The organism is Hominisplanchenecus faecis (genome assembly GCF_020687205.1).
Classification (GTDB): Bacteria; Bacillota; Clostridia; order Lachnospirales; family Lachnospiraceae; genus Hominisplanchenecus; species Hominisplanchenecus faecis.
In genome coordinates this window covers 35196-61123 of the sequence record NZ_JAJEQE010000016.1, presented here as the reverse complement: position 1 = coordinate 61123, position 25928 = coordinate 35196, and the positions used below count along the sequence as shown (strand labels likewise).

Here is a 25928-nt window from a genome sequence, read left to right as displayed (position 1 = left end):
TGAGGCTGAGCTTCTGGCAGGTTAAAATGGGGAGAAATTTCTCATTTTAACTTGTACTAAATCTTGACATAGGACCAATCTTGACATAGGACCATATCTTTGTATTTGATAATGGTATAGGATGGAAAATTGCTTTAATTGTTATTGGATTGGGTTGGCTCATATCTGCAATTTCTGGCTTTATGAGCAATTTGAAAAAATGAAAATTGGAAGTTGGGGAGTGTAAAACAAAGTGCGTAAGCTTTGAAATTTTATTTTCTCAACTTACACACTTTATTTTACACTCCCACAGAAACCATTCTGCAGCTCTTAATCTTGTCATCCGGTTATCTTTTCGCACCTTCTATGATCTGGATCAGGTTTTTATCCAGCTGGATCGTCCTGTTCCATGGATTGATGATGACTCCTGCGATTTCCGGTACGGTCAGAGCGGATGCAAACAATTTATCGATATTTGCCAGGAAGGTGGATTTTACGCTTCCGCCGCCTTTTAATTCTTCTTCAAAGCTTGTAAATGCTGCCCACCACGCTTTTCCGTCAGCGGTCTTTATCGCCTGCACCCGAATCTGACCGTCTCCGGTCGGCGGTTCTACTGCCACGATAAACTGTCCGTTTTCCTGCATACGCCTGCGGATTACCGTCAGGGTATGTGCCAGCATTTCCTGTGTCGGTTCCTGCTGAAGTGCCGCGATGGCTTCTTCTATTTTTTCGTTTCCACACAGTCCGGCATCGACTGTTTCGTTCTGTTTTTTATTTTTATGATCTGCCATATATTCCTCTTTTCATCTGTGCCAAGCGGATATTTGCAATCCACCAATGCTTATATCAAATCAGATAGGCGATTGAATCCCGCCACTGATACAAACTTGTTACTCGCCGTCTACGGAGGCGGAAGTCATCTTACATTTGATATATTCTGCCTGCAATTCCTGCATTTTCAGACTTCTGACTTTGAAGTCATATGATACTTTTCCATGTTTTCTTTATTGCGATATTCATGTTTCTCATAATATCCGATCAGTTTTTTATCTGCATCACGAAGTGCCACCATATATACATCTTTGTTCTGTTTTTCATTATGAGATGTATATATGAGATTGTTTTCTTCGCTTTTGGCAAACCATGCAACGACTTCTTTGATTCTTTCGTTGGAATGTGCCCCGTGGCAGTCCAGAAGGCTTTTGCCAAGCAATTCTGCTCCGCCATACTTATGATAATTGGCAGCTGCCGCCGGATTCATATAAATGATTTTGTGATCCAGGCTGCAGATCACAACAGCTGCACGATCCTGATCGATAATACTTTTAAAATATGCCCCTAATTCCATAATATCATCCTTTCTCATCCAATCTCCTGCTACGCAGATACACCAGAATCCCCACCGCATCCGCAAGGAACCATCCGATCGGAATGGATACCCAGATTCCTGTCACACCAAGCCACGAGATTTTGGAGAGGGTGTAAGACAGCAGCACTCTTGTTCCAAGGGAAATGACCGTGAGCACCACCGACATGTTCGGGCGGTTCACAGCACGGTAATAGCCATAGAGCATAAACAAAAGGCCGATTCCAACATAACAGGCTCCTTCGATTCTTAAATACTGCACGCCGACTGCAATGATCTCCCTGCTCGTCTCGGAAACAAACAGCTGCATCAGCGGCTGTGCCAGAACAAAGACACCGCAGCTGATCACAATGCAGAACAGGATCACGCTGATCACTGACTGGCGGATCCCCTGACGGATACGTTCTTTCTTGCCGGCTCCGTAGTTCTGGGCTACAAAGACGGAAAATGCATTTCCGAAATCACCGACCGGCATATATGCGATCGTGTCGATCTTGACTGCCACGGCAAATGCTGCCATAACGGTCGCTCCGAAGCTGTTGACAATTCCCTGCACGACCAGAATACCGAAATTCATCACGGACTGCTGCAGACAGGTAAAACCGGAAAGTGACATGATCTGTTTTAAGTTTTCACGGTTCCATTTCATATCTTTTCTGCTGATATGGTATTCCGGATAACGCATCAGAAAATACAGCAGAATACCGACTCCGGAAACATACTGTGCGATCACGGTCGCAACGGCCGCACCTTTGATCCCCATGTGCAGAACCAGCACAAAGTATAAATCCAGAAAAATATTTAAGATCACGGAAATTCCAAGGAAAAAAAGCGGTGTGACGGAATTTCCGATTCCACGCAGTACGTTTGCAACATAATTATATAAAAAAGTGGCAAAAAATCCGATAAAGACATAAAAAAGATATTCCCGCATCGCCGCTGTCGTTTCCTGCGGCACCTGAAGCAGACGGATCATCGGATTCATCCAGATATAAATGATCCCGGTCAGGATTACCGCCAGTGAGCCGATCATAACCGCAGAAATAAAAATGCCGTTTCGGATCAGATCCTGATTTTTTTTGCCATAAGCCATCGATAAAAATGCACTGCTTCCAAGACAAAGCCCGATGACGATCGATGTCAAGAAGGTCATTAACGTGTAAGACGAACCGACGGCTGCCAGTGCATTATCTCCGATATAATGACCGACCACCCAGGTATCGACCAGGTTGTAGAGCTGCTGAAGCACATTTCCAAGCATCAGCGGAACCGCAAATTTCCACAGGCTCGAGGTGATGTTTCCGACCGTCAGATCTATATTTTTTGTTTTCCTCTGTTTTCCCATTTCTTACTTTTCTTTTCTCAGCTGCCAGAATGCTACGGCACTTGCAGCTGCCACATTTAAAGAATCCACGCCATGCGACATCGGTATTTTGACGGTGTAATCGCAGTCTGCGATCGTCCGGGATGTCAGACCGTCTCCTTCTGTTCCAAGGAGGATAGCAAGCTTTTCTTCTTTCTGCAAAAGCGGATCATCGATGCGGATCGAATCACCGCTTAAGGCAAGTGCCGCCATTTTAAATCCCATTTTGTGTAAAAGCTGAATCCCGCCTTCCGGCCAGGAAACGGAGTTATCCACAAAAGTCCACGGAATCTGGAAAACTGTCCCCATACTGACGCGGATCGCCCGCCGGTAAAGTGGATTGCTGCATGCCGGTGTCAGCAGAACCGCATTCATGTGCATTGCTGCCGCTGAGCGAAAAATCGCCCCGATATTAGTCGGATTGACCACTTCTTCCAGCACCGCAATGCGTTTTGCATTTTCACAGATTTCCCTCATGGACGGAAATTTCCGGCGATGCATCGCACAGAGCATGCCACGCGTCAGTTTAAAACCGGTGATCTTTGTGAGCACATCAAATTCTGCCGTATACACCGGGATCTGCCCGCAACGTTTTATGATCTGTTTTGCTTCTCCTTCGACGTGTCTCTTTTCCACCAGAATAGAAATCGGCTCGTACCCCGCATCCAGTGCCCGCTCCACTACTTTCGGACTTTCTGCAATAAAAATCCCGTCTTCTGGATTTGCACGGTTTAAAAGCTGGATTTCTTTTGTTCTTGCATATACGTCCAGTTTCGGATCTTCAAAATCCGTAATTTCTATGATATCTGACAATTTTGCGGTCTCCTTTATCAAGAATGGCTCCGACATTCTTGCTGCGGGGTGCACGTCATGGATCGCATGATATATTCTTCTGTGCACCTCTGCAATCTGCCGGAGGCTATATCAGATGGGAGTTTTCTCACATCTGATGTATCTTTTTCCTTACAAAATAAAAGCAGATCACCTGCATAATGATCGTGAACAGCCAGGAACCCGGATACGAAATAAACAGCACATACAAAGAACGATGATGCGGAAAGATTCCAAAAATCCATACCACTCGCATACCTACGGTACCGATAATCGAAAGGATCATCGGTACGGCAGAATAGCCCATGCCTCTGAGTGCTCCCGGAAACAGATCCATGATACCGCACAAAAAATACGGCACAGTCGTGATCGATAAAATTTCCATTCCGCAGCGGATAACTTTCTCTTCTTCTGTGTAAATCCGAAGAATCTCCGATCCGAGAAGATAAGAACCGCATCCAAGCACTCCGGCAACAACAACCGTCAGGATCAGGCAGTCGATCAACACTTTATCCATACGTTTGTATTTGCCGACACCATAATTCTGGCTTGTGAAACTCATGCATGCCTGCGTGATCGAATTGACTGCCGCATAGAGAAATCCCAGTATATTATTGGCCGCCGTATAACCTGCCATGGCGGTAGAACCAAAGGAATTGACCGATGACTGCAAAAGTACGTTAGAAAAATTGATGATCATGCTCTGGATCCCTGCCGGGATTCCGACCTGAAAAATCTGCTTCAGATAAACGCCTTTGATCTGCAGTTTTGAAAAACGGAGCTGGTAGCTGCCTTCCGATTTATACAGGCACCATAATACCAGGATACAGGAGATCAGCTGTGAGATCACCGTAGCGATCGCCACGCCTTCCACTGCCATATGACAGTAAATAACGAGCAGCATATTCAATGCTGCGTTGATCAGTCCGGAGATGATCAGAAAAAGAAGCGGCCGCTTCGTATCTCCGATCGCTCGAAGGATCGCCGCCCCGTAGTTATAGAGCATAAAAAACGGCATGCCCATAAAATAAATCCGCATATACAGCGTAGACTGATCAATGACATCATCCGGCGTTCCCATCAATTCCAGTGCACCTCTCGCAAATAGAACACCGACAAATGCCATGATCACACCGCTGACCATCGCCAGCGTGATCGAAGTATGTACTGTTTCCGACATTTCTTTTGATTTGCCCATCGCATAAAACCTTGCCGCCAGTACATTTGCCCCAAGCGAAATACCAATAAAAAGATTGGTGAAAACATTGATCAGGGCGGTGGTTGAACCAACCGCCGCCAATGCCTGTTTCCCACTGAATCTTCCCACTACGATGATGTCCACTGCATTGAACATCAGCTGCAGAATACCGGATAACATCAGCGGGAGTGAAAACGAAATTAATTTGTCCATGATACTTCCATTGCACATATCAATTTCATATTTACTGCTTTTCAAAACAAAAACCTTCCTTCTTTACTGCTCACTATTTCTTTTTTACTGCTGACCAGCTTCCTTTTTTCTTTCCGTTCACGCCTCGTACACGGACATAATACTTCTTATTTTTCTTTAAACCTTTGATCGTATATTTCAGTTTTGTGGTCGTTTTGGATTTTGCTTTTTTAAATTTCTTGTTGGTCGCATACTGAATCTGATATTTCTTCGCATTTTTTACTTTTTTAAACTGAACCTGAATCTTCGTTTTAGATCTCTTTAAGGTAATCTTTGGCTTGCCGACTTTTATCGTCTTCTGCGGCTTTGTCTGAGTATTCTCTGTTTTATCTGTGTCTGAATTGTCCGGTTTTGGATCAAATCCCCAATCCCAGTCGATATCACCATCACCCCAGGAAATATTACCTCCGGTGTTTCCGCCGGTATTGCCTCCGGTATTTCCGCCATTGTTTCCGCCGGTATTCTCTTCCAGACTTCCGCCGGTTTCTTTGCTTACCTCTTCAAGGCAGTATGGATTGATCTTGATTATCACCGGTTTGCCGTTGTCTGTGACATACCATACGACGTTTCCGTCTGTATCACAGATCGGCTGACATTCTGACAGGGCAAGCGGTGCGGAATATACCTTACTTGTCCTGCTTCCGTCTGCATTCATCAGCATCATTTTTGTGGTGTAGTTCTGTTTTCCGGATGCTTTTTCTTCCCACATCAGCAGGAACTGATTTTTCGTGATCTTAACCAGTTTTGGCGTGGTAACATCAACGTCTGCACCATTTACATAGTTGGTGATCCAGGTTCTGTTTCCGGAAGGTTCCGCTTTTCTCGAACTGCTTATAAATATATTTTTCTGATCATCATTCAGTTTTTCGACACCAAGACCTGCAACCAGATAATATTCTTCTGACAGTTCCAGACCAGTCAGAGAATATCCAGTATAATTATAGCCTGTATTTCCATCGATTGTGAAAAGACTGCCGTACAGACTCGGATCTTGCAGTTTGTCACCGGTCTTGGTCATGGTAAATGCAATGCCTCTTGGATAAGCATCTCCGAGATCCACACGGTAAATGTATTCTCCGTCCGTTCTGATCAGCTGCATGAAAGAATGGCTGACATAACCTTCTCCCAGATTCATGACTCCTGTATAAGAATCCACAAGTGTCATATCTTCTTCATTGACCACAAAACTGCAGTTTGCCTGATGATGATATCCGTCGTCCGACTGATACATTTCGTGGCAGGTGTGGATATAAAGTTTGCCGTCTGTTTCCGTCATGCTGAGACCGCCAGCATCAAATGGAATGTAGGTGTTGGCTCCTTTAACACTGCACTGTGCAAGGCGATTCCAGTTCTTATCATATTTCACGAAACGGAATACTTCACACTCATCCGATTCTTCTTTGTTCATCTGTCCAAAAACTGCATAATTATAATTTTCGCCAATATAGATCCCACCAAAAATCGGAAGTTCTGCCGCAACATTTTTAGAAGAGACCAGATTCAGTTTGCTGTCGTAAGTCTCAACCACGATCTTATCATTGATATATTCTGCACGCTGATATCCGCCGTCTGCTGTCTGTGCCAGATAAGACTTCGTGGTACTTCCATAATAAGAAGAATAATGCGGCAGATGAATGTTGTCGGATGCTGCTCCCTCCAGGTTTACCTTTGAAAACACTTCTGCATCTTCGTACTGTGAACCATCCACCGTGATCGTGACCTGTTTTGTAACGCCTATCGTTTCTGCTGTGATCGTGATGGTCGCTGTTCCTGCTTTCCAGGCATTGAGACCTCCTGTTTCATCCACACTTACTATGTTCGGATCCGAGGATTCATAAGTGTAATCCATTTTGCAGGAACCTTCTGTTGTACAGATCAGCTTGTCGCTCTCAGATACCTTCATGGACTCTGGTGCCTGCACTTCAAAAGTTGTCGGGATTTTCAGATCCAATGTTTCAAGATAAAACTGATCCTCTTCTTTTTCTACAACACGGCATATATCACCATCCACCCAGAAACTGTAGACCGGATGCTCGGTAACGATGTCCACTTTTTTCTTTCTATCTTCCATGGAATACTGCGTGAGCGTGTTTGTATCTGTCTTGACATAAATGCTCTTTTCATCTTCACTCAAAGCACATCTGGTTCCGTAACTGCTGACATCAAAATTATTTTTGTAGGTTGATTTTCCCGCAAGTGCCACAAATTTGATCGCATCTTTGTTTGCAATATTCAGAGAAGAAACCGAAACACTGCTGTCAATGATATTGATCACCGTACTTTGCTCCGTGTGATCGTTGTAATCATAGCTGTTGGAATCCAGAATCGTAATGGCGTTCGGACTCTGTAAGGTATTGAGCACTGCCAGATATTTATCATTTAACATCTCTGCCGGTTTATTTCTCTCATAGAAATAAGACTGATACAACATCATCAGATTTGCCTCCGGCAGATGAAGTGTATTGTCCTCACCGACATTTCCTGCCATTAAAGACGCCATGTCATGATCGTTTCCCCAGTATCTCCAGTTATAAGTTCCTCTGTAATAAAAATTGCCGCTGACCGTATCAAATCCGTAAAACTGTAAAATGCTTCCTTCATACGGTGCTGTTGCCAGAGATTTTCCGGTGCTGTCGTACAGGCAAAGATCATCGCTGGCATTGGCCACATAGATCCTTCCCTTTTTATCTACGCCAAGTGCATTGATAAACCCTGAGAAATTCGCGGTGCTTTTCATGCTGTCCAGCGTGATTTCTTTTGTTTCCCCTGTTTCAAAAACATATTCATACAGCGTGGCATTGCAGTCATACCTATACGTTTTCCCATTTTGTTCAATGGCATTTGCCAGCCTTTTGTTTTCTGTTTTTATATAATAGATTCCTTCGTCATTCACAAAACTGTCTTCTGCCCGTAAAATGGTCGTTTTCTGCTCATAAGAATTGCTGTCAATATCATAAAAAGAAACTTCAAATTTCTGCTGATTTGAATAAAAAGGATCACCTTTTTTTACCAGATAAAAGCCATGATCTGCTTTGCTGTACACAACCTTCTCATAACGGCTTGCCATATTGAAATATTCACTCTGAAGCTCAACTGCTTTCGTCTCCTGCTCCTGTGCATTTACGACAGCCATCTTTGCTGCACCCGCCAGACTCTGTCCCGGAACCGCCAGTGCCGCTGCCATCAAAAGTACCATAACCTTTTTCATTCGCTTTTTCATTTTTCTCCTTTCTGCATCCATCATTCTGCATTCATTATAAGGATCCAAATCACCCTGTCTGTATTCTGCAAGGTCGGCTGTCAAAATTCAAAAGCCTGCTTAATACTGTCATAATGCAGGAATTTTCCTTCTGCCGCAAATGCTTTGATCTGCTCTTTCGTCGCAAACATATATCCATCCGTCTCTTCTGTCTGAAGTTTCAGATCTTCATCTGAAATATCCATCACAAAACGATAGACATCCACAAAATAATTGTCCCCTTCGCCCGGGTTTTCTCTTTTATAAGTGAACAGATAACCGCCCTGGGCATTGCTTACATCAAGCCCGGTCTCTTCTTTTACTTCACGCAGAACGGCATCGTAAGAAGCTTCTCCGGCCTGTGCTGCACCTCCGGATACTTCCCACCAGCCAGGTGCCCATGCTTTTGTCATCACACGCTTTGTGATCAGAAAAGTGCCGTCTTCTCTTGCCACAACGCCAAGCACTGTCAGATGATATTCTCCGTCTTTTAAGTGCCAGTCGTTTCGTTTCATCGTGCGTCCGGTTGGTTTTTTATTTTTATCGTATATATCCCATAATTCCATTTCTTTTATCTCCTGCTGTTTTATTCAAACATTCTTCCGGTATTCTTCTGTGCACCTCTGCAATCCGCCGGAGGCTATATTAGATGGGAGATTGACTCCCGCCACTGATACAAGCTTGTTGCTCACCGCCTGCAGAGGCGAGAGTCATCTCCCATCTGATATACTCTCCTGTCTCTTTTATGATAGCATTGCATCGTAAGCTTTGCAAACATAAAAAATCTCCGCAGAACATTTTTATTCCACAGAGATTTTCTTTTTTACACTGTTTTTTAATTGTCAACCTTCTTAATTTTCAGGTTGACAATCTTTTTTTCTCATGTTACATTGTTACAAGAATTTTACAAGGAAGGTAACATCATGAACCCAAATTTTTATGATCAGGATGATCCGATCCTCTCCCGTGAGGATGCCATCGCCATCCTGGATACACCGGATGAAAAACTCGATGATCTGATCGCCCGTGCGGAGGGACTTCGCCGGAAATACAAAGGCAACCGCGTCAGCATTCACATTCTGACAAATGCCCGCAGCGGCAACTGTTCCCAGGATTGTGCCTACTGTGCCCAGTCCTGCCGTTCCAAAGCGGATATTGAGAAATACAAGTGGGTAGATGAGGAAAAGCTCTATCACGACAATGATTTTGTAAATGAACATCATTTATCCAGACACTGCATCGGCCTTAGCGGCATGAAATTTACCGATGCCGAGATTGAAGAGCTCGCCCGCCGCATCCGTAAAATGAAAGAACAGGGAACACACCTTTGCTGTTCCATCGGATTTCTGACGGAAAAGCAGGCGAAAATGCTCAAGGATGCCGGTCTTGACCGCATCAACCACAATCTGAACAGCAGCCGTGCGTACTATCACAACATCTGCACAACTCATACGTTTGAGCAGCGTGTGGCAAACATCCGCATGCTTCAGGGGCTGGGATTTGAGATCTGCAGCGGCGGTATCATCGGTATGGGTGAAAGCAAAGAGGACGTCGTGGATATGCTTCTGGAGCTGCGTGAGATCCAGCCGGAGGCTTTGCCAATCAATTTTCTGCTGCCGATCAAGGGCACACCGCTTGGGGATGCAGATATTTCCGGCTTGACAACGGAATATTGCATGAAAGTCCTCTGCCTTGCAAGACTACTCGTACCGAAGTCCGACATCCGCTGTGCTGCCGGCAGAGAAGTCTACTTCAAAGGAGAGGAAAAGAAACTGCTCAGTGTCGTGGATTCTATCTTTGCTTCCGGATATCTTACTGCCGGCGGTCAGGGCATCCAAGATACCATCAAAACGATCACCGATGCCGGATTTACTTATGAAATTGAATCTGCATGATTTTTCGTACTTTACATCCGATATGAAGTGACCTGACTCTGTCTGATACAGCCTCCGGCGAATTGCAGAGATATTCTTAAATCGTGAAATCATGGAAATATATTACAAGGAGAACTTTTCAAATGAACGTTACAAAAACTGCTGCCTCGCAGCACAGTAAAACTTACGAAATGACCGTCACCGCACTGATGACAGCTGTGACCTGTATTTTAGCTCCGCTGTCCATTCCGATCGGTCCGGTTCCGATTTCTTTCACAAACCTTGCTATTTATCTTTCTTTATATCTGCTCGGATGGAAACGCGGCACGATCAGTTATCTGGTCTATCTGTTGATCGGTCTGGTCGGCGTTCCGGTATTCTCCGGGTTCACAGGCGGAATCGGCAAGCTTGCCGGTCCTACCGGTGGCTACATCATCGGTTTTATCGCCATGGCAGTGATCGCCGGACTGGTGATCGACAAATGCCATAATCGCTGGCTCCAGCTGCTCGGCATGATCGTCGGAACGGCTGTATGCTACGCTTTCGGAACTGCCTGGTTCTGTATCAGTGCCAGCTACACCGTTGGTGCCGCACTGACGGTATGTGTGATTCCTTTTATCCCGGCCGACCTGATCAAAATGGTTATTGCCATGCTCCTCGGACCGGAGATTAAAAAAAGAATCCGCTAAAAAAGAATTTCAGGAAAAAAATTTAAACTGAAATGTTGTTTTTTCGTTTTTGTTTTTGTCCGAAGAAATGATCTGGATTCCGTGATCGATCACTTCTTCGGATTTTTCTATATACTGATAATGGTACTGTGTGCCTGCCAGATCTTCAAAGATCAGCTGATCTCCCACCTGAAGTTCTGACAGGTTTTTTGTAAATGCAGCAATTCCATATACGGTCATGCCCTCCGTATCCCACGGCATGGATGTCCCATCTCTGCAAAGTGAGAATGATGCAGTATTTGCATCAAAGGTATTTAATATGGCATACTCTGTATTTTGTGACGGAATCTGCAAAAATCCAACCACCACTTTACCTTCCACACTCAAAAAGGTATCCCGGTCCGGATTTTTGACGTTTTCCAGCAAAATTTCTCTTTCCTGTTTTGCTTCATCCAGCAGTCTGGCTGCCCGTTTCTGATCCTGTATTCCAAAATGAAGGCAGGTGACGGCTGCTGCCCCCAAAAGCAGCAGCACGATCATCAGCCCTGGCAGGAACCAATTTCCGGTACGTATTTTTAATTGTTTCTCCGCACATTTTTTTTGTATTTCTGCCATATAAATCTCCCCCCAAGTCTCTTTGTCTTCGCAGTCATTCAGTTGCAGGCATTTTAACCTTCACCGAATGATTACTTTATTTTCATGGTTTTTTTCTGGAATCCGACTTTGGCTGTCAGTTTTTTCCTTAACTTTTTCTTTGCTTTTTTCGGTACCACAAAGACGGCTTTTTTATGAATACCCTTAAATGCATTTTTACCGATCTTTGCGATCGTCACTGACTTGATATTGATCTTCTTCAGATTTTTATTCTTGTAGAATGCTTTTGCCGCAATGCTCTTTACATTCTTGCCGATCGTTACCGTTGTCAGCTTCTTGTTGCCTTTGCATACATTTGCACCGATTGCCGTCACCTTGAACTGTCTGCCGTTGATGCGGACCGTTGACGGAATATTCATCTTCTTCGCTCCCGGCTTTTTGTAGGATACCAGCATGACAGCCTTTTTGGATGTCACTTTATATCTTGCCTTGCCAACCGGATAAATTTTTCCAATAACTACATCCTTCGGCTTATCCGATGGAGTCGGAGACGGTTTTTCCGTTGACGGTTTTTCGGTCGTCGGATTGGATACTTTTTTCCAGATTGCATACAGTTCTGTCGTTTCTATGATATAGAATTTATCACCCGGCAGATACGTAGTTCCGCTGCCATCTGCCTTTGTATTCCAGCTGACAAATTCCATGCCGTTATACTTAAATCCACAGTTTGCAGCCTGAACGGTATCGTATTTTTTATACGGACTGTTCGGATCTGTCATCGCACCGCTTCCGCCGTTTGCATGGTAGATCACCTGAAGACCTTTTTCCTCTTCGATCTGCCCTAAGACTTCTGCTCCGTAAGTGAAGGAGGCCGTCATTGCCGCACCGTCTGCCAGGTTCCATCTGCCCTGCACAAATCCATGGCCGTCTTTGGAAACAGTCAGTTTGTTGCCTTCGATCGCGGCTGTTCCGGAAACTGCATGCACTTCCAGATCCACCGTATCCAGATCATTGAGGATGATCTTCTGATCATTTTCGGTCACGGCACACAGCTGCAGTGCCACTTCTACGCCGTCTGCATCTTTCAGGAACAGATTTTTATTGGTGTAGGAAATCCACTGTTTCTGTGTGGTTTCGGTTGTATCTGCACTTAATGCAATATCCAGATTTTTAATATTACCCATGCCATCATTGTATACGCTGTTTCTTGCAGTCTCTTTATTTCCGACTGCGTCGCTTACTGTAATCTCTACTTCTTTTTTATAATAACCACTGCCAATGTTCACTTCATAAGCAAATTCATTTCCTTCGCCAAGTGCTGTCCCAAGATCCCCAAGCGTTTTTTCTCTTGCAAGCGGTTTGCCGTCCACCGTAATGGTCAGTTTTGCATCCGGCTCCGTGATTCCGCTGATCGTCAGCGTGCCGTCTTCTGCAAATCCAGATCCATTGGTCGGGGAGGTCAGCATCAGGGTCGGCGGTGTCGTATCGATGTTAAATACAAAACTCTGATCGAAACCGTCACCTTTTTCATTCTTGCCGTAAATCTGAAGGGTATGATCTCCGTCTGCCAGGTCTTTTAATGGAATGGCAATTTCTGATGTATGTTCAAACGTTCCTGTTTTTACTTCTTCGCCGTCCAGCACCCAGGTTCCGGACACTGCCATATCGGCTTTTGCCGTGAAGTTGACAGAAGATGCTGCATACGTGTCGTACATCACAATCTTTTCTGTGACATTTCCATCCTCATCTTTTTCATTTTCGCTTCTTCCAACCTGATAAACCTTCTGATCCGCTGCAAGTGTGATCTTTGCTTTCTGCGGTTCATTTAAGGTAAGGACTTCGCCAAACGTTTCTTTTCCGTAAACGATACCGGTCAGATTGCCGTCACCGTCTAAAAGTTTGTTAAATGGTGTCGCACTGATCACATATTTCGTTCCGGCAGTCAGTCCGATGGTCTCAACGGTTTCTTTTCCGTTTTCATCGACACTTCTGGATTCGCTGCTGCCGCCAAGCACCGCATAGATCTGATTCTCTTCGTCTTTTACGGCAGAAACATTGTAATCTGAAAGTTCTTCTTTTTCGCCATTTGCACCGACTTCATAAACCTTAAACAGTGCACCCTGACATTTGTCATCCGTTACCGTATCAAGGGAAGCACGAATCTGCAGATCGCCTGCATTTTCCGCATGGATCGCTGTGATCGTCTCCGGCTGGCTGCTGTTCGTATAGGCAAATGCATTTGCAGTATCAACGATTCCGGTTGTGACTTCTTCCTGACTGTACACAAGTCTTACATAATATTTTCCGCTTTCCATCGTATCCGGGATTGTGATCGCAGCCTTTCCTTTTGCGATATCCGCTCCTGTCAGAGAAGCGATCGGTGTACCGCCGTTTTCTTCCGAATCCGGATTTTCCAGAATGTAAATATCAAGTTTCTCCAGATCAGACATTTTGTCGTTTCCTGTCCATGTCAGATTTATCTTATTATCTGTGTTGCTGTAGTTCTGTTTATCCATCTGAACTGCGGTGACCTCCGGAAGCGGATCTACGCCATAGAGGATCAGTTCAGAAGAACTTGCTGTTTTTATCGTATAAGTTTTATTTGCCAGTGGCGGATCGGTAAAGGAGACAACAAGGGTTGCTTCTTTCTTCTCTTCGTCATAAGTAAAGTTGGCATTTGCAGTCTCATTCTGTTCATCGGTTTTGTCATTGTCATAATACTGGAGCGGATATGGCGTTCCATTCTCATCGGTAACTTTGAGTCCTTCTTTTCCTGCTTTTGCCTCTTCCAGTGATTCTGCTGAAAATGCAATGCTCAGAACCTGTGCCACGCCGTCCTGGAAATTGCCAAGCGTTACGTTATGCGTGGTTCTTGTAATATCAGAGCGAAGGCTGGAGCTGATTTTTCCGTCTGCATCTGCCAGGGTGCTGTTTTCGCTTGAATCCTTCTGATAAATATTCGGGCCGATGCTCATGTAAAGCATATCCTGTTTTTCTTCATCATAGCCAACGGCGTACCATCTGCCGGAAATACCCTCTGTGCTTCTTGCTTCTTCCAGATACTGCGGATAGGTTGGATTTACTTTTGCCTGTGAGCCAAAGGAGAGGTCACCGCCATAGGCATAAGAAATACCGGTTGAGAATCCGAGAACTTTCAGTGCGCCCCAGATACGCTTTGTGTTCAGTCCAAGTGCCGCACCGCCGATCTGGATACCGCCGATCAGCGGGATCACATCCGGAATGCTGACGATCGCCTGTGCATAAGCTTCAAACGCTTCCTGTGCATCACTGCTGGCATCAATCACAATATAGCCCTTGCCATCGATGATGCCCATATAGTTGATGCTGCACTGCACCAGCGTCTTAAAATAAGGGATCCACTGTGTCTCCAGTTTCGCATATTCCATGATCTTGATGTCCGTGTTTGCCACTTTCAGGTTCGAAACCTTGATGCCGAATCCTGTCAGACCAAGGCTCATATCGGCACGGGCCTCCAGCACCTGGAAGAGATTAAACGATACGCTCAGCAGCAGTTTGATCGGAGGTACTTCGCTGCAGCAGAAGATCGTATCATACAGATTTTCAAATCCGCCGCCACCGCCGATGATCCAGCATACACCGAAGGAATCCAGGTTGATGCCAGGTTTGATACCTTCCACATAGAAATACAGGTTATCCACAACCGGGATCTTATTTTTACTCTTTATCCCCAGTTTGATCTCCAGCGTGATGGATTTCAGGAACGATGCACTTCCTTCCACACCCATCGACCAGTCATTCACTGTGTTGACCTCCAGCGTTCCTTCGATGTTCGGCATGGAATCGGTGTAGCCCGGAATTTTTACTTCGGCTGAGAAATTCACTCCGATAAATCCCTGATTCATGCCGTAGAGTACATTTTTTACCTCTACTTTTGCATCGGTATCGCCATCATCGTCCCCTTCTTTTTTGTTATTCTGGTTGTTTGCGACTTTTGTTTTCTTATTGTTTTTTGTAAGAGAACCGGAAGAGCTGCCGGTCGGTTTGTAAGTTTTTTTATACGCATTGCGGAGCGTATCTGCTTTTGCTCCGTCATTTGCAAATACATTCTGATTTACTTTATCAACCTTTTCCCCGGTGTTTCCTCTTTTGGATGTCGGAATCAGAAAGCTTAAGTCGAGCTGTGCGGAGAATGACATCACAAACCCTTCTGCATCCTCCACCTTCAGTTCTTCCACCCGATCTGCATCGCCGTCATACATCATGCCAAGCCTTGCAAAAGAAAGATTAAATGCCATCCCGGCGATCGTCATCAGACCATTTAATGCCGCCGGATAAATCAGGGTGATCTCCTCATCCTGAAAACCTTCGATCTCTTCTCCGTTCATGTTATAAGGCACAAGTCCGTATTCTGTTCCGTTTTCGATGCTTGTAAACGCAGCATTACCCTTGTAGATCCTAGTGTTCTCTACAGAAGCATTTAATGTAATATCATTAAAATCTGTGTTGATCACGCCGTCCTTCTGGCTGACTTCTACGGTACCGTTCAGGGCATCGATACAGCCGTTGATCACAACTTTGTCTTTTTCGCCGCTGATCGATTTTGCAACGTATTTCACATTTGTTCCGTCCGCACCTTTATCAAAGGTATCATCTTTGATAAAGCTTCCCTGGAAGAACAGCAACGTTTCTTCGTAATTGTTTTTATCTGCTGCGTAAGCTTCTTCGCTTGCATAGGTTTTCAGCTGATATTTTGCCTGATCCCCTGTTTTGCCTTTTTCCTGCACAACTGCGAGAATCCCGTAATAATCATTTCGATAGCGGATGTCATCCGACATGACCACCTTCAGAGCATCGCCGGTTGTGATCTTGTCAACGCCGGTCGGCGGTTCTGTCCAATCAAAACTTAGCTGATATGTGTCCGGTTTCATCTTCTCCGTAAAAAGAATATCCAGTTTGTTTTCCTGCGGATCGATCAAAATGTTTTCTGATGGAATTTCGTACTTTTTGCTGTCGCTTGCTCCCTGTGCATACAGTGTGTAGCGGCTCTTATCCTCCAGCATGGTGAAATTGCTGCCGCTCACATAGAGATGTCTCGTCAGATCATTATAGAGGATCTCCGGTGTCGCACTGTGAAACGTGATCTTCGGCAGTTCGCCGTTTCCGCCCGGGCAAAGAATGTAAGTAGAACCTTCATACAAAAGATTTTCATATAACAGTCTCGCATCCGTAGAATCCGGAAGGTTAAACACACGGAACGTAATCTTTCGATAGCTGGATGCACTGTCCACTTTCGCCCGGAAATAAAACGGGATCTTGATCTCCGTTCCCCTCGTGAAATCCACATAAGTGCTCTGATACGGCACTGCATAGCTGGTCTCGTAGATTGGCTCTTTCTGATCTTCGTCAAGCGGTGTGAGACCTTCTGATGCATAAGCTGCGATGACTACTTTTTTATAATCGTTTTTCTCAGAAATATTTTTTAAAGTTGCCTGAATATCAATGATGCCGTCCTCTTTAAAGGTTCCGTCTGTATTGCGGTTGCAGGTAGAAACATAATTTTTTCCGTCTGCCGACAGATCCAGAACGGACGGTGAAGTCATATTGAAGGTTACCTGATCTGTTTCAAGATCTGTTTTTTCATTGGAAAATACTCCATAGTATGTGTTTACAATTCCTTCTTTTCCCGATTGGATCGTTCCAAGATCATAGTACATTGCCATGGCACTATCTGCTGTCCCGTACTGATCATTGCCATCGCTTGTAAAATCCAGAGTCTCATCCGGGGCAAAATCAAAGCCGGTCGCCGCCAGAGAGTTCCAGTGTGCAAAAGCGACTTTTTTAACATTCCTTTGGAAGAGACTACGGTTGATGCCGTTGCCGTCGGACTGTAAATGTCATCGTATGCATAAAACGCAGTCGGAATATTCGCTGCATCCAGCACACATTCCCGTTTGATAATATCGCTGTCATAAGATGTATTTGGAATTTCATAATATACAAAATCCTGATCTCCGACGGCCGAATCAAGCAGCATTCTCGCCTCAACTTTTACGTCCTCACTGCCATGATTCTGTACATCGTAGTTGATCATGACCATGCCGTGTTCGTTTGATCCGGTATTTGCCAGCTCGAGCCGCTGGGTGAATTCCAGTTCACCCAGGCTCCATTTTGCTGACAGTCCCTTTGCATCCTGCGAAACGGTTACACCGCCGGACTTTATTCCTTCAAAAGAATAATCTCCGCCGAAAATGTAATCTTTTGTCTCTCCGTTTCTGGTTATGCGGAAGGAAGTAAATGAAGTGTCATAATCATCGCTGTGGTACAGCAGATCTTTGTTATTGTCGGATTTTATTGTCTTATCACCTTCCACATTTGAGATATAAAATCCGCCGTTTTTACCTGACATGCGGACAGATATCGAATCGTTCTGCAAAAGCAGCACATCTTCATCCGCCACTTTACTCTCCATACTCTGCGGTGCCGCCAGCATTTCCAGCGGAAGGCCCGTAAAGAGCACAACCGCAGAAAGCATCAGACTGAAAGCCCTCTTTAAAAATATCTTGTTTTTTCTCTTATCCATATACCTGCCCTCCTTTACTGTTCTAAATCAATATAAATATAAGTCAGATACGTTTCTTTATTCTGCGTTACAATATAGAGCGTATAGAATCCTGCCTCCAGATCCGTCAGCTTACCGTCTTTCACAACATCTGCCTTCTTCATCGCTCCGGCTTTCTGAATTCCCTTTTTGTAATATACCTTAAAGGATTCACCGGTTCTTCTGGATTTTTCCAGTACCAGATCTGCCCGATTTTCTTTCAGAATCGTCGTATCACACGGAAGCAGTGATTCGCCGTTTGCCGTGATCTTCAGATTTGCCGAGCTGATGACTTTCACATACCGTTTGACCAGTTTTTCATTTCCCACACGGTCACTCAGTAAATATGTGACTTCATGAATACCCTGCTCGTTCATCTGTTTTTCCGTCAGCATGTCTTTCAGTGAAATCTGCGGATTCGAATCAATGTTATCCCAGAGCCGGAATGTCGTCGCATCCAGAAGCTGTTCTCTTAATTCTTCGGCAGTCGTTCCCTGGAAAACATTTACAACAGAGCGGTCAAACTGAATACTCGGTGCAATATCATCCAGATACTGGATCTCCAGTACACGGTAAGAAACCAGTCCTGCCTGATCGGTTGCTTTGACCTGATAACTTCCGTTTGTCGTGATCGGAAGTGTGATCCAGTCCAGTTCATCTCCTTTTAATTCGCCATCGCCGTTTTTGTCCGTCGGTGCTTTGACCGGATATTCTTTTCCGCGGAACGTGATCGTTCCTGCCTCGGACATCGTAACCTTTACGCTGCAGTCCTCTGAGCGGATGTACGTTTCCGGAATGCCGGATGCGTAGACAACCGGAGGTATTTCATCGATCGAATCCACCGTGATCTGCTGCTGCGTCATATTTCCGGCTGCATCCGCAAATGTGAAATCATATACACCGTTTTCTTTGATTGCCAAAGAAATATTGGTGTTGCCGCCATATTTTCTGTTCAGACCGCCGCCGCTTACAAACACGGTTTCATCGGAGCGGAAGATAACGTTCATCTGGTTGTTTTCCAGTTTCTGTGTCACTGTGATCGTCGGTGCATTTTTATCAATGATGTCAACCAGGTCGATATCGGTCATTTCACCGGAAACACCGTTCGGCGAAGTCGCCACGATCTTAACCATTCCTGGAACCGCTGCGAAAAATTCTACGTTTCCTTTTCTTCCGCCCAGCTCGATTCCTGTCTTTGAGAATGTTCCATTGTCTTCTACCCAGTTATCATTCTGTTTATAGTATACTTTCAGTTTCGATACTGTCTTGTTAAAATCAAGACTCAGCAGAACGGAGCTGTTTGTCGGTTCGATCGGCGGCAGTTTCTCATAAGATTCTCCGTCTTTGACATAACACGGACTCCAGGAAGATACGCTGATCTTCGGTGCATCCTTGTCGATCTCCGTTACTTTTGTGCTGATCTTTGCCCGGTTGCCGCTTCGGTCTTTAAAAACAGTATCGTAGGTTCCGTTATTTTCTACTTCCCGGAAATAGTAATAGCCCTTGTCATCCATGCCCTTCTGCAGTCCCGACGTCACCGGAAGGATGGTTCCTTTTTCGTTGTCTTTATCAGAATTGTCATCTGCATAGAATTTCAGTCTCATGCGAGTAAAGCTGATACCTTCTTTTTCCACGTGGACCGTCGGTACTTCCTGGTCGATCTTCGCAGCCTCAAGACTGTGCCAGAATATGTTTCCTTCCTGATCGATCGCAATCACCGTGATCTGACACGGCTTTGTGATAAGCAGGCTGTTATTGTTCGCATCCAGTTTCACACCATCAATCTGATCTGAGGTACTGTTGAAATTCAGTTTTCCCGTATCTGCCTGCAGTCCGTTTTTCACGATCAGTTTCGTCCGGCTGTCATCAGAAATGGTATAAGAAATCTTATAACCGCCGCTGTATCCGATCTTTTCTGCCAGCTCGGCAAAGGCATCTTCTGACGGTGTCCAGGAACTGAAATAACTTGCCAGTCCGTCATAGACCGCATAGACTTCCGCAACGACTTCCGGAGGTGTTGTGTCTTTTTCATAAGCACCTTCTTCTTCCACCGGTGCTTCATACGGCTTCATGTTCAGCTCATCCGGCAGTGTAACCGTAATCGGTGCACCTTCATTTCCGCACTCATCACTGTATTCAAAGGTATAGCTTCGTTCCATGTTTTCCGAATAGAGGAACGTATGCTTTAATTCCTTTCCATTTGCAGCATACAGATCTTCACTCTCGGAAGCGATCCAGACTTCAATACCGTCTGTGGTACTCTGATCTTCAAGATTTGAAATATCCAGTGTATTTCCTTCCTGTACTTCTCCGTTCTCCAGAAGTCTCCAATAAACCTTTGCATCCTTCGGTGCATCTTTATCCATGTTTTCTACCGTAACATTGTAATCCACCGTTTTCTGCTCGGCTGCTCCCGGAATGGTCAGTTCAAATGTAATATTTGCGTTTTTGTGGAACACGATCGTTGCCTTTGATTTCTGCTTATTCCAGCTGATCGTATAAGCGTCACTGGTATCTTCTTTGTTTTCGCTGTCATCCGTACTACTTTCACCTGTATCATCTGCCTTTTTCAGAGAAATCTGTGCGTTTTCGCTGACACCTTCGATCGTTGCCACTACATCTTCTTTTGTTTTCTCTGTCGTGCTGTACTGGATCTGTGCCGAATAATCTCCGAAAAAGTCCTCCAGTGTAAACTGCTCCGTATATGAATTTCCATAAATATCTTCATACTCGATCTCGTAAGTTCCATCCTTACTGATTCCGCAGTAATCCTTCAGCAAGACGTTTTCGTCGTCCACCGGCACATCAAACTGACGCAGCATATCTCTTGCCCTTCCAAGCATAAAGTACGAGCCATAATAGATGTATCTGTACATGATCTGCGGAAGTTCGATCCCATTTATTTTTTTGATATGGACTTCCATATTGAATTCAAAGTTTACCATGCCGTCCTGCGGATAAACATCCATTCTGCGGATCTTCGGCCGCTGGTTGATTCCGTAGAAGTCCTGGTCTTTGGAAGAAATCGTTTCCATGACATTGCCGGCCTCATCGACAATCCTCAGCTCAATACTGTGCGGCATATGAAGTCCTTTCTCTTTGGAAAGATCAATGTCTGCCTTGAAATCTCCCATAAGACGCAGGGTGTGGCTGCCATCTTTATTCACCAGATAATTTTCACTCAGAAAACCCAGACTCTGGTTGATATCCTTTGTGAACTCCATACCGCAGTAATAAGAGCCATCCCAGTCAGATCCATATCCATCGTCTGTCTGTACCACGTGGATCGGATCTTTTCCATCGATGATCAGCTGAATATTTGCATTTTTCAGATTCCGATCGTCGCGGATCTCAATTTCAAAACTCGGATTTGTGATATATTCATCCGTTTCTCCTTCGTTCTGTGCACTACTGTCTGTGCCAGTTGCAGTAATCTCGCTTGTGGCACTTTTTAACACTGTAAACTCTGCTGTTGGTGCCGTATGATCCACATCTGTGATATAAAACTGCTGATAGCTTAAGTTTCCATATCCATCCAGCAGATAATACAGGTGTCGCTGGTTTTCTGTATAAGCAAAACTTCTCTCTTTTATCAGCGTATCCGCAGTGTCATCAGAAGCAGAAAGATTCACTTCATACATTTCCGGATCTTTTGCAACCATCGTACTGTCTGCTTCTGTTACTGCTGCAGAAATACTCTGCCTGGAAGTCTTACTTTCTTCCACTTCTATTTTGAAATCCGGTGCTTTTGCAGAATAATAAATCTCCACTTCGTGACGCTGTGACTTTACGCCTCCAACGTTCATCAGTTCATAAGAGATCGTGTTGCTGCCTTCAAAGACCGGAACTGCACATACATCTGCATTTGCATATCCGCCTGCATAAAAGGCTGCCGCATCCTCCACCTGGAACATTGCTTTTGCATCCGTCGGCTTTACGTCAAACATCATCACTTTATTTTCTGCATCATAATCCTTAAGCGGGAACCATTTCGCAGAAGCCTCGTTATCACCCGCCCAGACTTTGATCCAGTAATTGCCGACATCGTAATCTTCCATGCCGTTTACCGTAAACTGAATGCTGCGGTTGTAAGTAATCCCTTCCGTTGTCTCAGATGTTGCACAGTTTCCAAGATAGAGAACATCTGTCGTATAGCCATCCGCTCCGGTTGCGGTAAAATCCGGTTTCTGGTCATCCACAACGGTCCGGTTAAATTCATATGTTCCGGTTGCGGCAAATCCATAGTACGGAACTTTATCTGCTCCCTGATATGGATCTTCTGCTGCAAAATGAATACTTCCCGTCACTTTGCTGATACCAAATGCTTCTGTCATATCAGCATCATAATTATAAAGATAAATGTTGTCATACTGCTCCGTCGTAATGACCGGTTCTGCCGAATTACCCTGTTTGTTGCTGACAGAAACTTCCAGTTTATACTGTCCGTTTGGCAGTGTCAGACCTTCCGGAATTTCTACCGTCTGGCTGGATTTTCCCTTTATAATATTCCACCGGTAAACTTCGGTTTCCTTATCACCTTCTGTCTGTTTCAGGCAGATATAGGTATTCGGCGATGCATAATCCATATCATCCATCACAAAATGGCTGGTTCTCTGATTTGCAAAGCTGATGTCAAATGCTGCCCCGGTAAGTGTGGAGAGATATTCTGCTCCGTTTACCTCCGGATTGTATGCATCTCCAAAATCTTCCCGTTTTACCTGCTGCCCATAATTTGCATTATCCTTTGTTTTGATCGTCACGGTATTTGCCGGTGTCCGATCGATCTGATAACTTCCGGTTTTTACATCTTTCTTATCGGAAAATCCATACTCGTCAGGAGTCATGGTAAAGGTCTTTGTGACCAGTTTTCCTTTTGATGCATCAAATGTTTTTTTATTTCCGCTTGTCGCAAAAGCACTGCTCTTAAAACCGGACCCTGCTGCAACGGTTACATTTCCATAGTATTTATTTCCGCTGATCGCCAGGAAACGTTCTCTTACGGTCGCCGCATTTGCATCATTTAAACTGTTGTAAGTTGTCGTGATCTCATATTTCTGATCTCCGGTCATGATAAGCGTTCCGTAGGACCATTTTCCGGTCTCGCTGCTCTGATATCCGGAAGAATACGGAAGTTTTGCCGCATCCAAAAATTCTTCGTTATCGATCAGTATTTCTGATGCCTTTCCTGACACGCTGCGGATAAAATAAGCATCCTGTTCGATCGGATCTTTTACTGCCACAAACAGTTCCGCTTCATTTGCGGAAGAAGTGATCGGTCCGCGGACTTTCAGCGAAGATTCTTTGTTTGCTTCGTTCGTTTTTGTTTCCGGTGTTATAATTTCCACTGCCGGAATATTTCGGTCGATTGTCGCATCTGCAAGTTTTTCGCTTATGGTTTCATTCTTTGCGATATCGGCTGCCGAGACATAAAGTGCTGCCTGATAAGTCTGGTTTGCTTCGACTGTTTTTGTACGGATCGTAACCAGGCACTCGGTCACCTTATCGCCGGACTGGCTCACAACCGTCACATCCCCCACAGCTGCCGCAGTAAATTTGTCACTTCCCGGAAGCGTGCTGCCTTCTTCCAGCCAGAAGTAGCGGATGTTGTCGATATTGATGCCGCCTGCATCTTTAACTCTCACAACGGCTTCCTGATATGCACTGTTGTCATTGTTTTCTTTGAGCTGTATGCTCTCATAAGAAATCACAGGAGCGATCTTGTCTTTTGCCGTGTAGCTGTATTTTGCTGTTACGGTCTTTGTATTATGATTAATATCACTTGCAGATACCTGCACATTGACTCCGTTGTTTACGGAAGAATAATCAATATTTTTGTCGAATTTCAGATACAGATGAAGATCTGTTGTATCATTGGTCAGATCAAGATCGATCTTTGTCTTTCCAGACTGTGCCTCTTGGAATCCTGTCTGGTCGATCTCATCTTCTTTCAGTGCCGTCTGTGATGCATAATACCAGAATTTATTGGCATCTCCCTGTCCCTGAAGGTTCACCGTCATGCTGGCTTTTCCGCCAATCACACCCGATGCCAGAGGCCCGGAAGTATTTCCGCTCACCGTATCATAATCTTTTACGCTGAACGCCAGAGAATACACTTCATCTTCTGACTTCGTCATTCTCGCCATCTCATACGTTTTTGTTTCTGATACAGCCTGACTGTCGATCATGATCGTCGGAGCTTCGTTATCCAGATAGAAATCTTTACTTGTACTGCCTCTCAGATCATTTGCCACAGAAAGTGTATTTCCGGAATAATCTTTGATCTCGCTCAGTCCTGCAATTTCCGTGATCGTCACTTTATAATCCGTTTTCTTTTTGTAGTTCAGTTTATCCTGCTTCTGGAAAACCGTATCCCGATCCACGATAAAATCCTTGAATATGACAACCGTTTTTCCGGTTGACGACTGATCAAAAACATATTTTGCCTCAAGTTTCACCGGACTGCCGTCTTTCTTTTTGATATTTAAAGAAGCGATGATCTTTTTCCGGTTGGCATCACTGATCTTCTGGATGCGTTCATTTAAAACAGCAGATACCGTCACGGTCGTTCCGGTCTTCAGATAATTGGCTTCGTTTGCATTTTGTGTCTGGTTTTTCTGGTTCGTGGTGATCGAAACTGTTTCGACGATCGGATTTACCGTATCCAGGTATGCCCTTGTCACGCTGCATCCTGCGGATCCTTTTTTCACATTGCGAAATCCGTCCAGACTGAGCGGATTGCCGGCAAGGTCTGTGATGGCACTGCTTGTTTTTTTCAGTGTGTTATAATTGGAACTCCCAACAGCTGCTTTCAGTTTTTTCATCGTCCCACTTCCATTAGACAAGGTACCCCCATCATAACCGACAAAATTTCGGTCATAATTTTTGCTGCCGTTCTGATCAATGATCGATGTCTGATAGCCGATATCCGCAAGTCCGGACACATAAAAATCTACCGTTTTGTTATCAATGGTTTTTGGAACTTTATAAGAAAATATTGCAATATCATCTTTCAAAGTATCCAGATTCGCATACGCAGTTGCCACATCTGCCGTATTTTTCTGTCCAAGCGACAACGCCAGTCTGATGTTTTTTGACTGTGTACTGCCTGCATTGTTATCTGCCAGACGCACATACTCGCTGAATTTCACCTTTACATAAATCGTCTGACCTTCCTTAAAATACAAGGCCGGTGTGTCAGAGTTTTTATCACTCGTGATCGTGATCCTCTTAATCTTCGGAGCGGTCTCATCCTTAAATGCAATCGATACATTCTGGATCTTGGCACTTCCGCAGCTGCCGCAGCCCTTCTTCGTAGTCACATAGAGAGCTGCTCTTTTATTTTCTCCCAGCGATGGCCGAAATGCTGCCCAGGTATCACGATCCCCGACCGTCCAGCTTCCATCTGAATTATGATCGCCTGTATTGTAGCTCTGCCCGAGCCAGAAACTGTTATTATTTGCATTGGTCGGATAACCAAAGATAATTTTCCCGTACTGCGTCCGGTTTCCCCAGTGATGTCCGAAATTCTTATGTTTATCATTCGTTATGTATGCCATCAGATTCTGACTGATCTGTCCGGACTGATTGTACAGCACCGGATAGTCCTTCTGCACTTTGACTGAAAATGTCTCCCCGGAGCCGGCTTTCGTCTTGCTGTATTTGTATTTCACCATACCAACATTGTTGTAAATACTGCCGTAAAGCGAATCCTCTTTCTTGGACTTGCACCGTACCAGTGCATTGAAAATTTCCTTTGCCTTGTCTCCGGTCGTCAGATCCCGGCACAGTACGCCCACACCATACTTCTGCGGACTGTAAGACGCCGCCGCACGCACCTGTATGGCATCACCCAAAAAGGTACTCGCCGGAACACTTCCAAGCACAAGCGTTGCCGCCAGCACGGAACTTAAAACTTTTTTGACTTTTTTCGAGATCTTTGGCTTTAATTTCTCCATAAACTACGCCTCCTTCTGTTTTAATTTTCT

At 44.7% G+C, this 25928-nt stretch carries 13 protein-coding genes; 2 read left to right on the top strand and 11 right to left on the bottom strand.

The genetic code is table 11. The features are described 5' to 3' along the window. Window positions 1-326 precede the first annotated feature (326 nt). The 7 genes from LKD42_RS06655 to LKD42_RS06625 form a co-directional block, all read right to left on the bottom strand. Window positions 327-770, bottom strand: coding sequence for an SseB family protein (locus LKD42_RS06655; protein WP_022118535.1), 444 nt, complete (start codon window positions 768-770; stop codon window positions 327-329). 167 nt (window positions 771-937) lie between these two features. After that, a complete protein-coding gene (locus tag LKD42_RS06650) occupies window positions 938-1345 on the bottom strand; it encodes a PAS domain-containing protein (RefSeq protein ID WP_022118534.1) in 408 nt (135 codons plus the stop codon). Continuing rightward, on the bottom strand, window positions 1332-2690 hold the full coding sequence (locus LKD42_RS06645; protein WP_248835192.1) for an MATE family efflux transporter: 1359 nt from the start codon (window positions 2688-2690) through the stop codon (window positions 1332-1334). The genes LKD42_RS06650 and LKD42_RS06645 overlap by 14 nt, the downstream gene beginning before the upstream one ends. A 3-nt stretch (window positions 2691-2693) precedes the next feature. Continuing rightward, window positions 2694-3521 carry a TrmH family RNA methyltransferase gene (locus LKD42_RS06640; RefSeq protein WP_248835191.1) on the bottom strand — a complete coding sequence of 276 codons (828 nt, stop codon included), beginning with the start codon at window positions 3519-3521 and terminating at the stop codon, window positions 2694-2696. 127 nt (window positions 3522-3648) lie between these two features. After that, window positions 3649-4950 carry an MATE family efflux transporter gene (locus LKD42_RS06635; RefSeq protein ID WP_248835190.1) on the bottom strand — a complete coding sequence of 434 codons (1302 nt, stop codon included), beginning with the start codon at window positions 4948-4950 and terminating at the stop codon, window positions 3649-3651. A gap of 73 nt (window positions 4951-5023) precedes the next feature. Then, the gene (locus LKD42_RS06630) at window positions 5024-8209 is read right to left on the bottom strand and encodes a fibronectin type III domain-containing protein (protein WP_248835189.1); all 3186 of its coding nucleotides are present in this window, start codon (window positions 8207-8209) and stop codon (window positions 5024-5026) included. Window positions 8210-8289: 80 nt separating this feature from the next. After that, window positions 8290-8793: an NUDIX hydrolase gene (locus LKD42_RS06625; RefSeq protein ID WP_147632728.1), complete on the bottom strand. Its 504-nt coding sequence runs from the start codon at window positions 8791-8793 to the stop codon at window positions 8290-8292. Between the two features lie 357 nt (window positions 8794-9150). Between LKD42_RS06625 and bioB the strand changes: the two genes are divergently transcribed. Together bioB and LKD42_RS06615 are read left to right on the top strand one after the other, a co-directional pair. Then, window positions 9151-10122 carry a biotin synthase BioB gene (gene bioB, locus LKD42_RS06620; protein WP_022118470.1) on the top strand — a complete coding sequence of 324 codons (972 nt, stop codon included), beginning with the start codon at window positions 9151-9153 and terminating at the stop codon, window positions 10120-10122. Window positions 10123-10244: 122 nt separating this feature from the next. Beyond that, window positions 10245-10790, top strand: coding sequence for a biotin transporter BioY (locus tag LKD42_RS06615; protein WP_022118471.1), 546 nt, complete (start codon window positions 10245-10247; stop codon window positions 10788-10790). A gap of 9 nt (window positions 10791-10799) precedes the next feature. Here the strand turns inward: LKD42_RS06615 and LKD42_RS06610 are convergent, their stop codons facing one another. The 4 genes from LKD42_RS06610 to LKD42_RS06595 all read right to left on the bottom strand — a co-directional run bounded on the left by LKD42_RS06610 (window position 10800) and on the right by LKD42_RS06595 (window position 25898). Further along, window positions 10800-11384: a sortase family protein gene (locus tag LKD42_RS06610; protein ID WP_173896279.1), complete on the bottom strand. Its 585-nt coding sequence runs from the start codon at window positions 11382-11384 to the stop codon at window positions 10800-10802. A gap of 71 nt (window positions 11385-11455) precedes the next feature. Next, window positions 11456-17065 carry a leucine-rich repeat protein gene (locus LKD42_RS06605; RefSeq protein WP_248835188.1) on the bottom strand — a complete coding sequence of 1870 codons (5610 nt, stop codon included), beginning with the start codon at window positions 17063-17065 and terminating at the stop codon, window positions 11456-11458. After that, window positions 17011-17925: a hypothetical protein gene (locus LKD42_RS06600; protein WP_248835187.1), complete on the bottom strand. Its 915-nt coding sequence runs from the start codon at window positions 17923-17925 to the stop codon at window positions 17011-17013. Before LKD42_RS06600 ends, LKD42_RS06605 begins: the two co-directional genes overlap by 55 nt. Before the next feature lie 14 nt (window positions 17926-17939). Then, complete coding sequence (locus tag LKD42_RS06595) at window positions 17940-25898, bottom strand: hypothetical protein (RefSeq protein WP_248835186.1); 7959 nt, start codon at window positions 25896-25898, stop codon at window positions 17940-17942. Window positions 25899-25928: the final 30 nt, after the last annotated feature.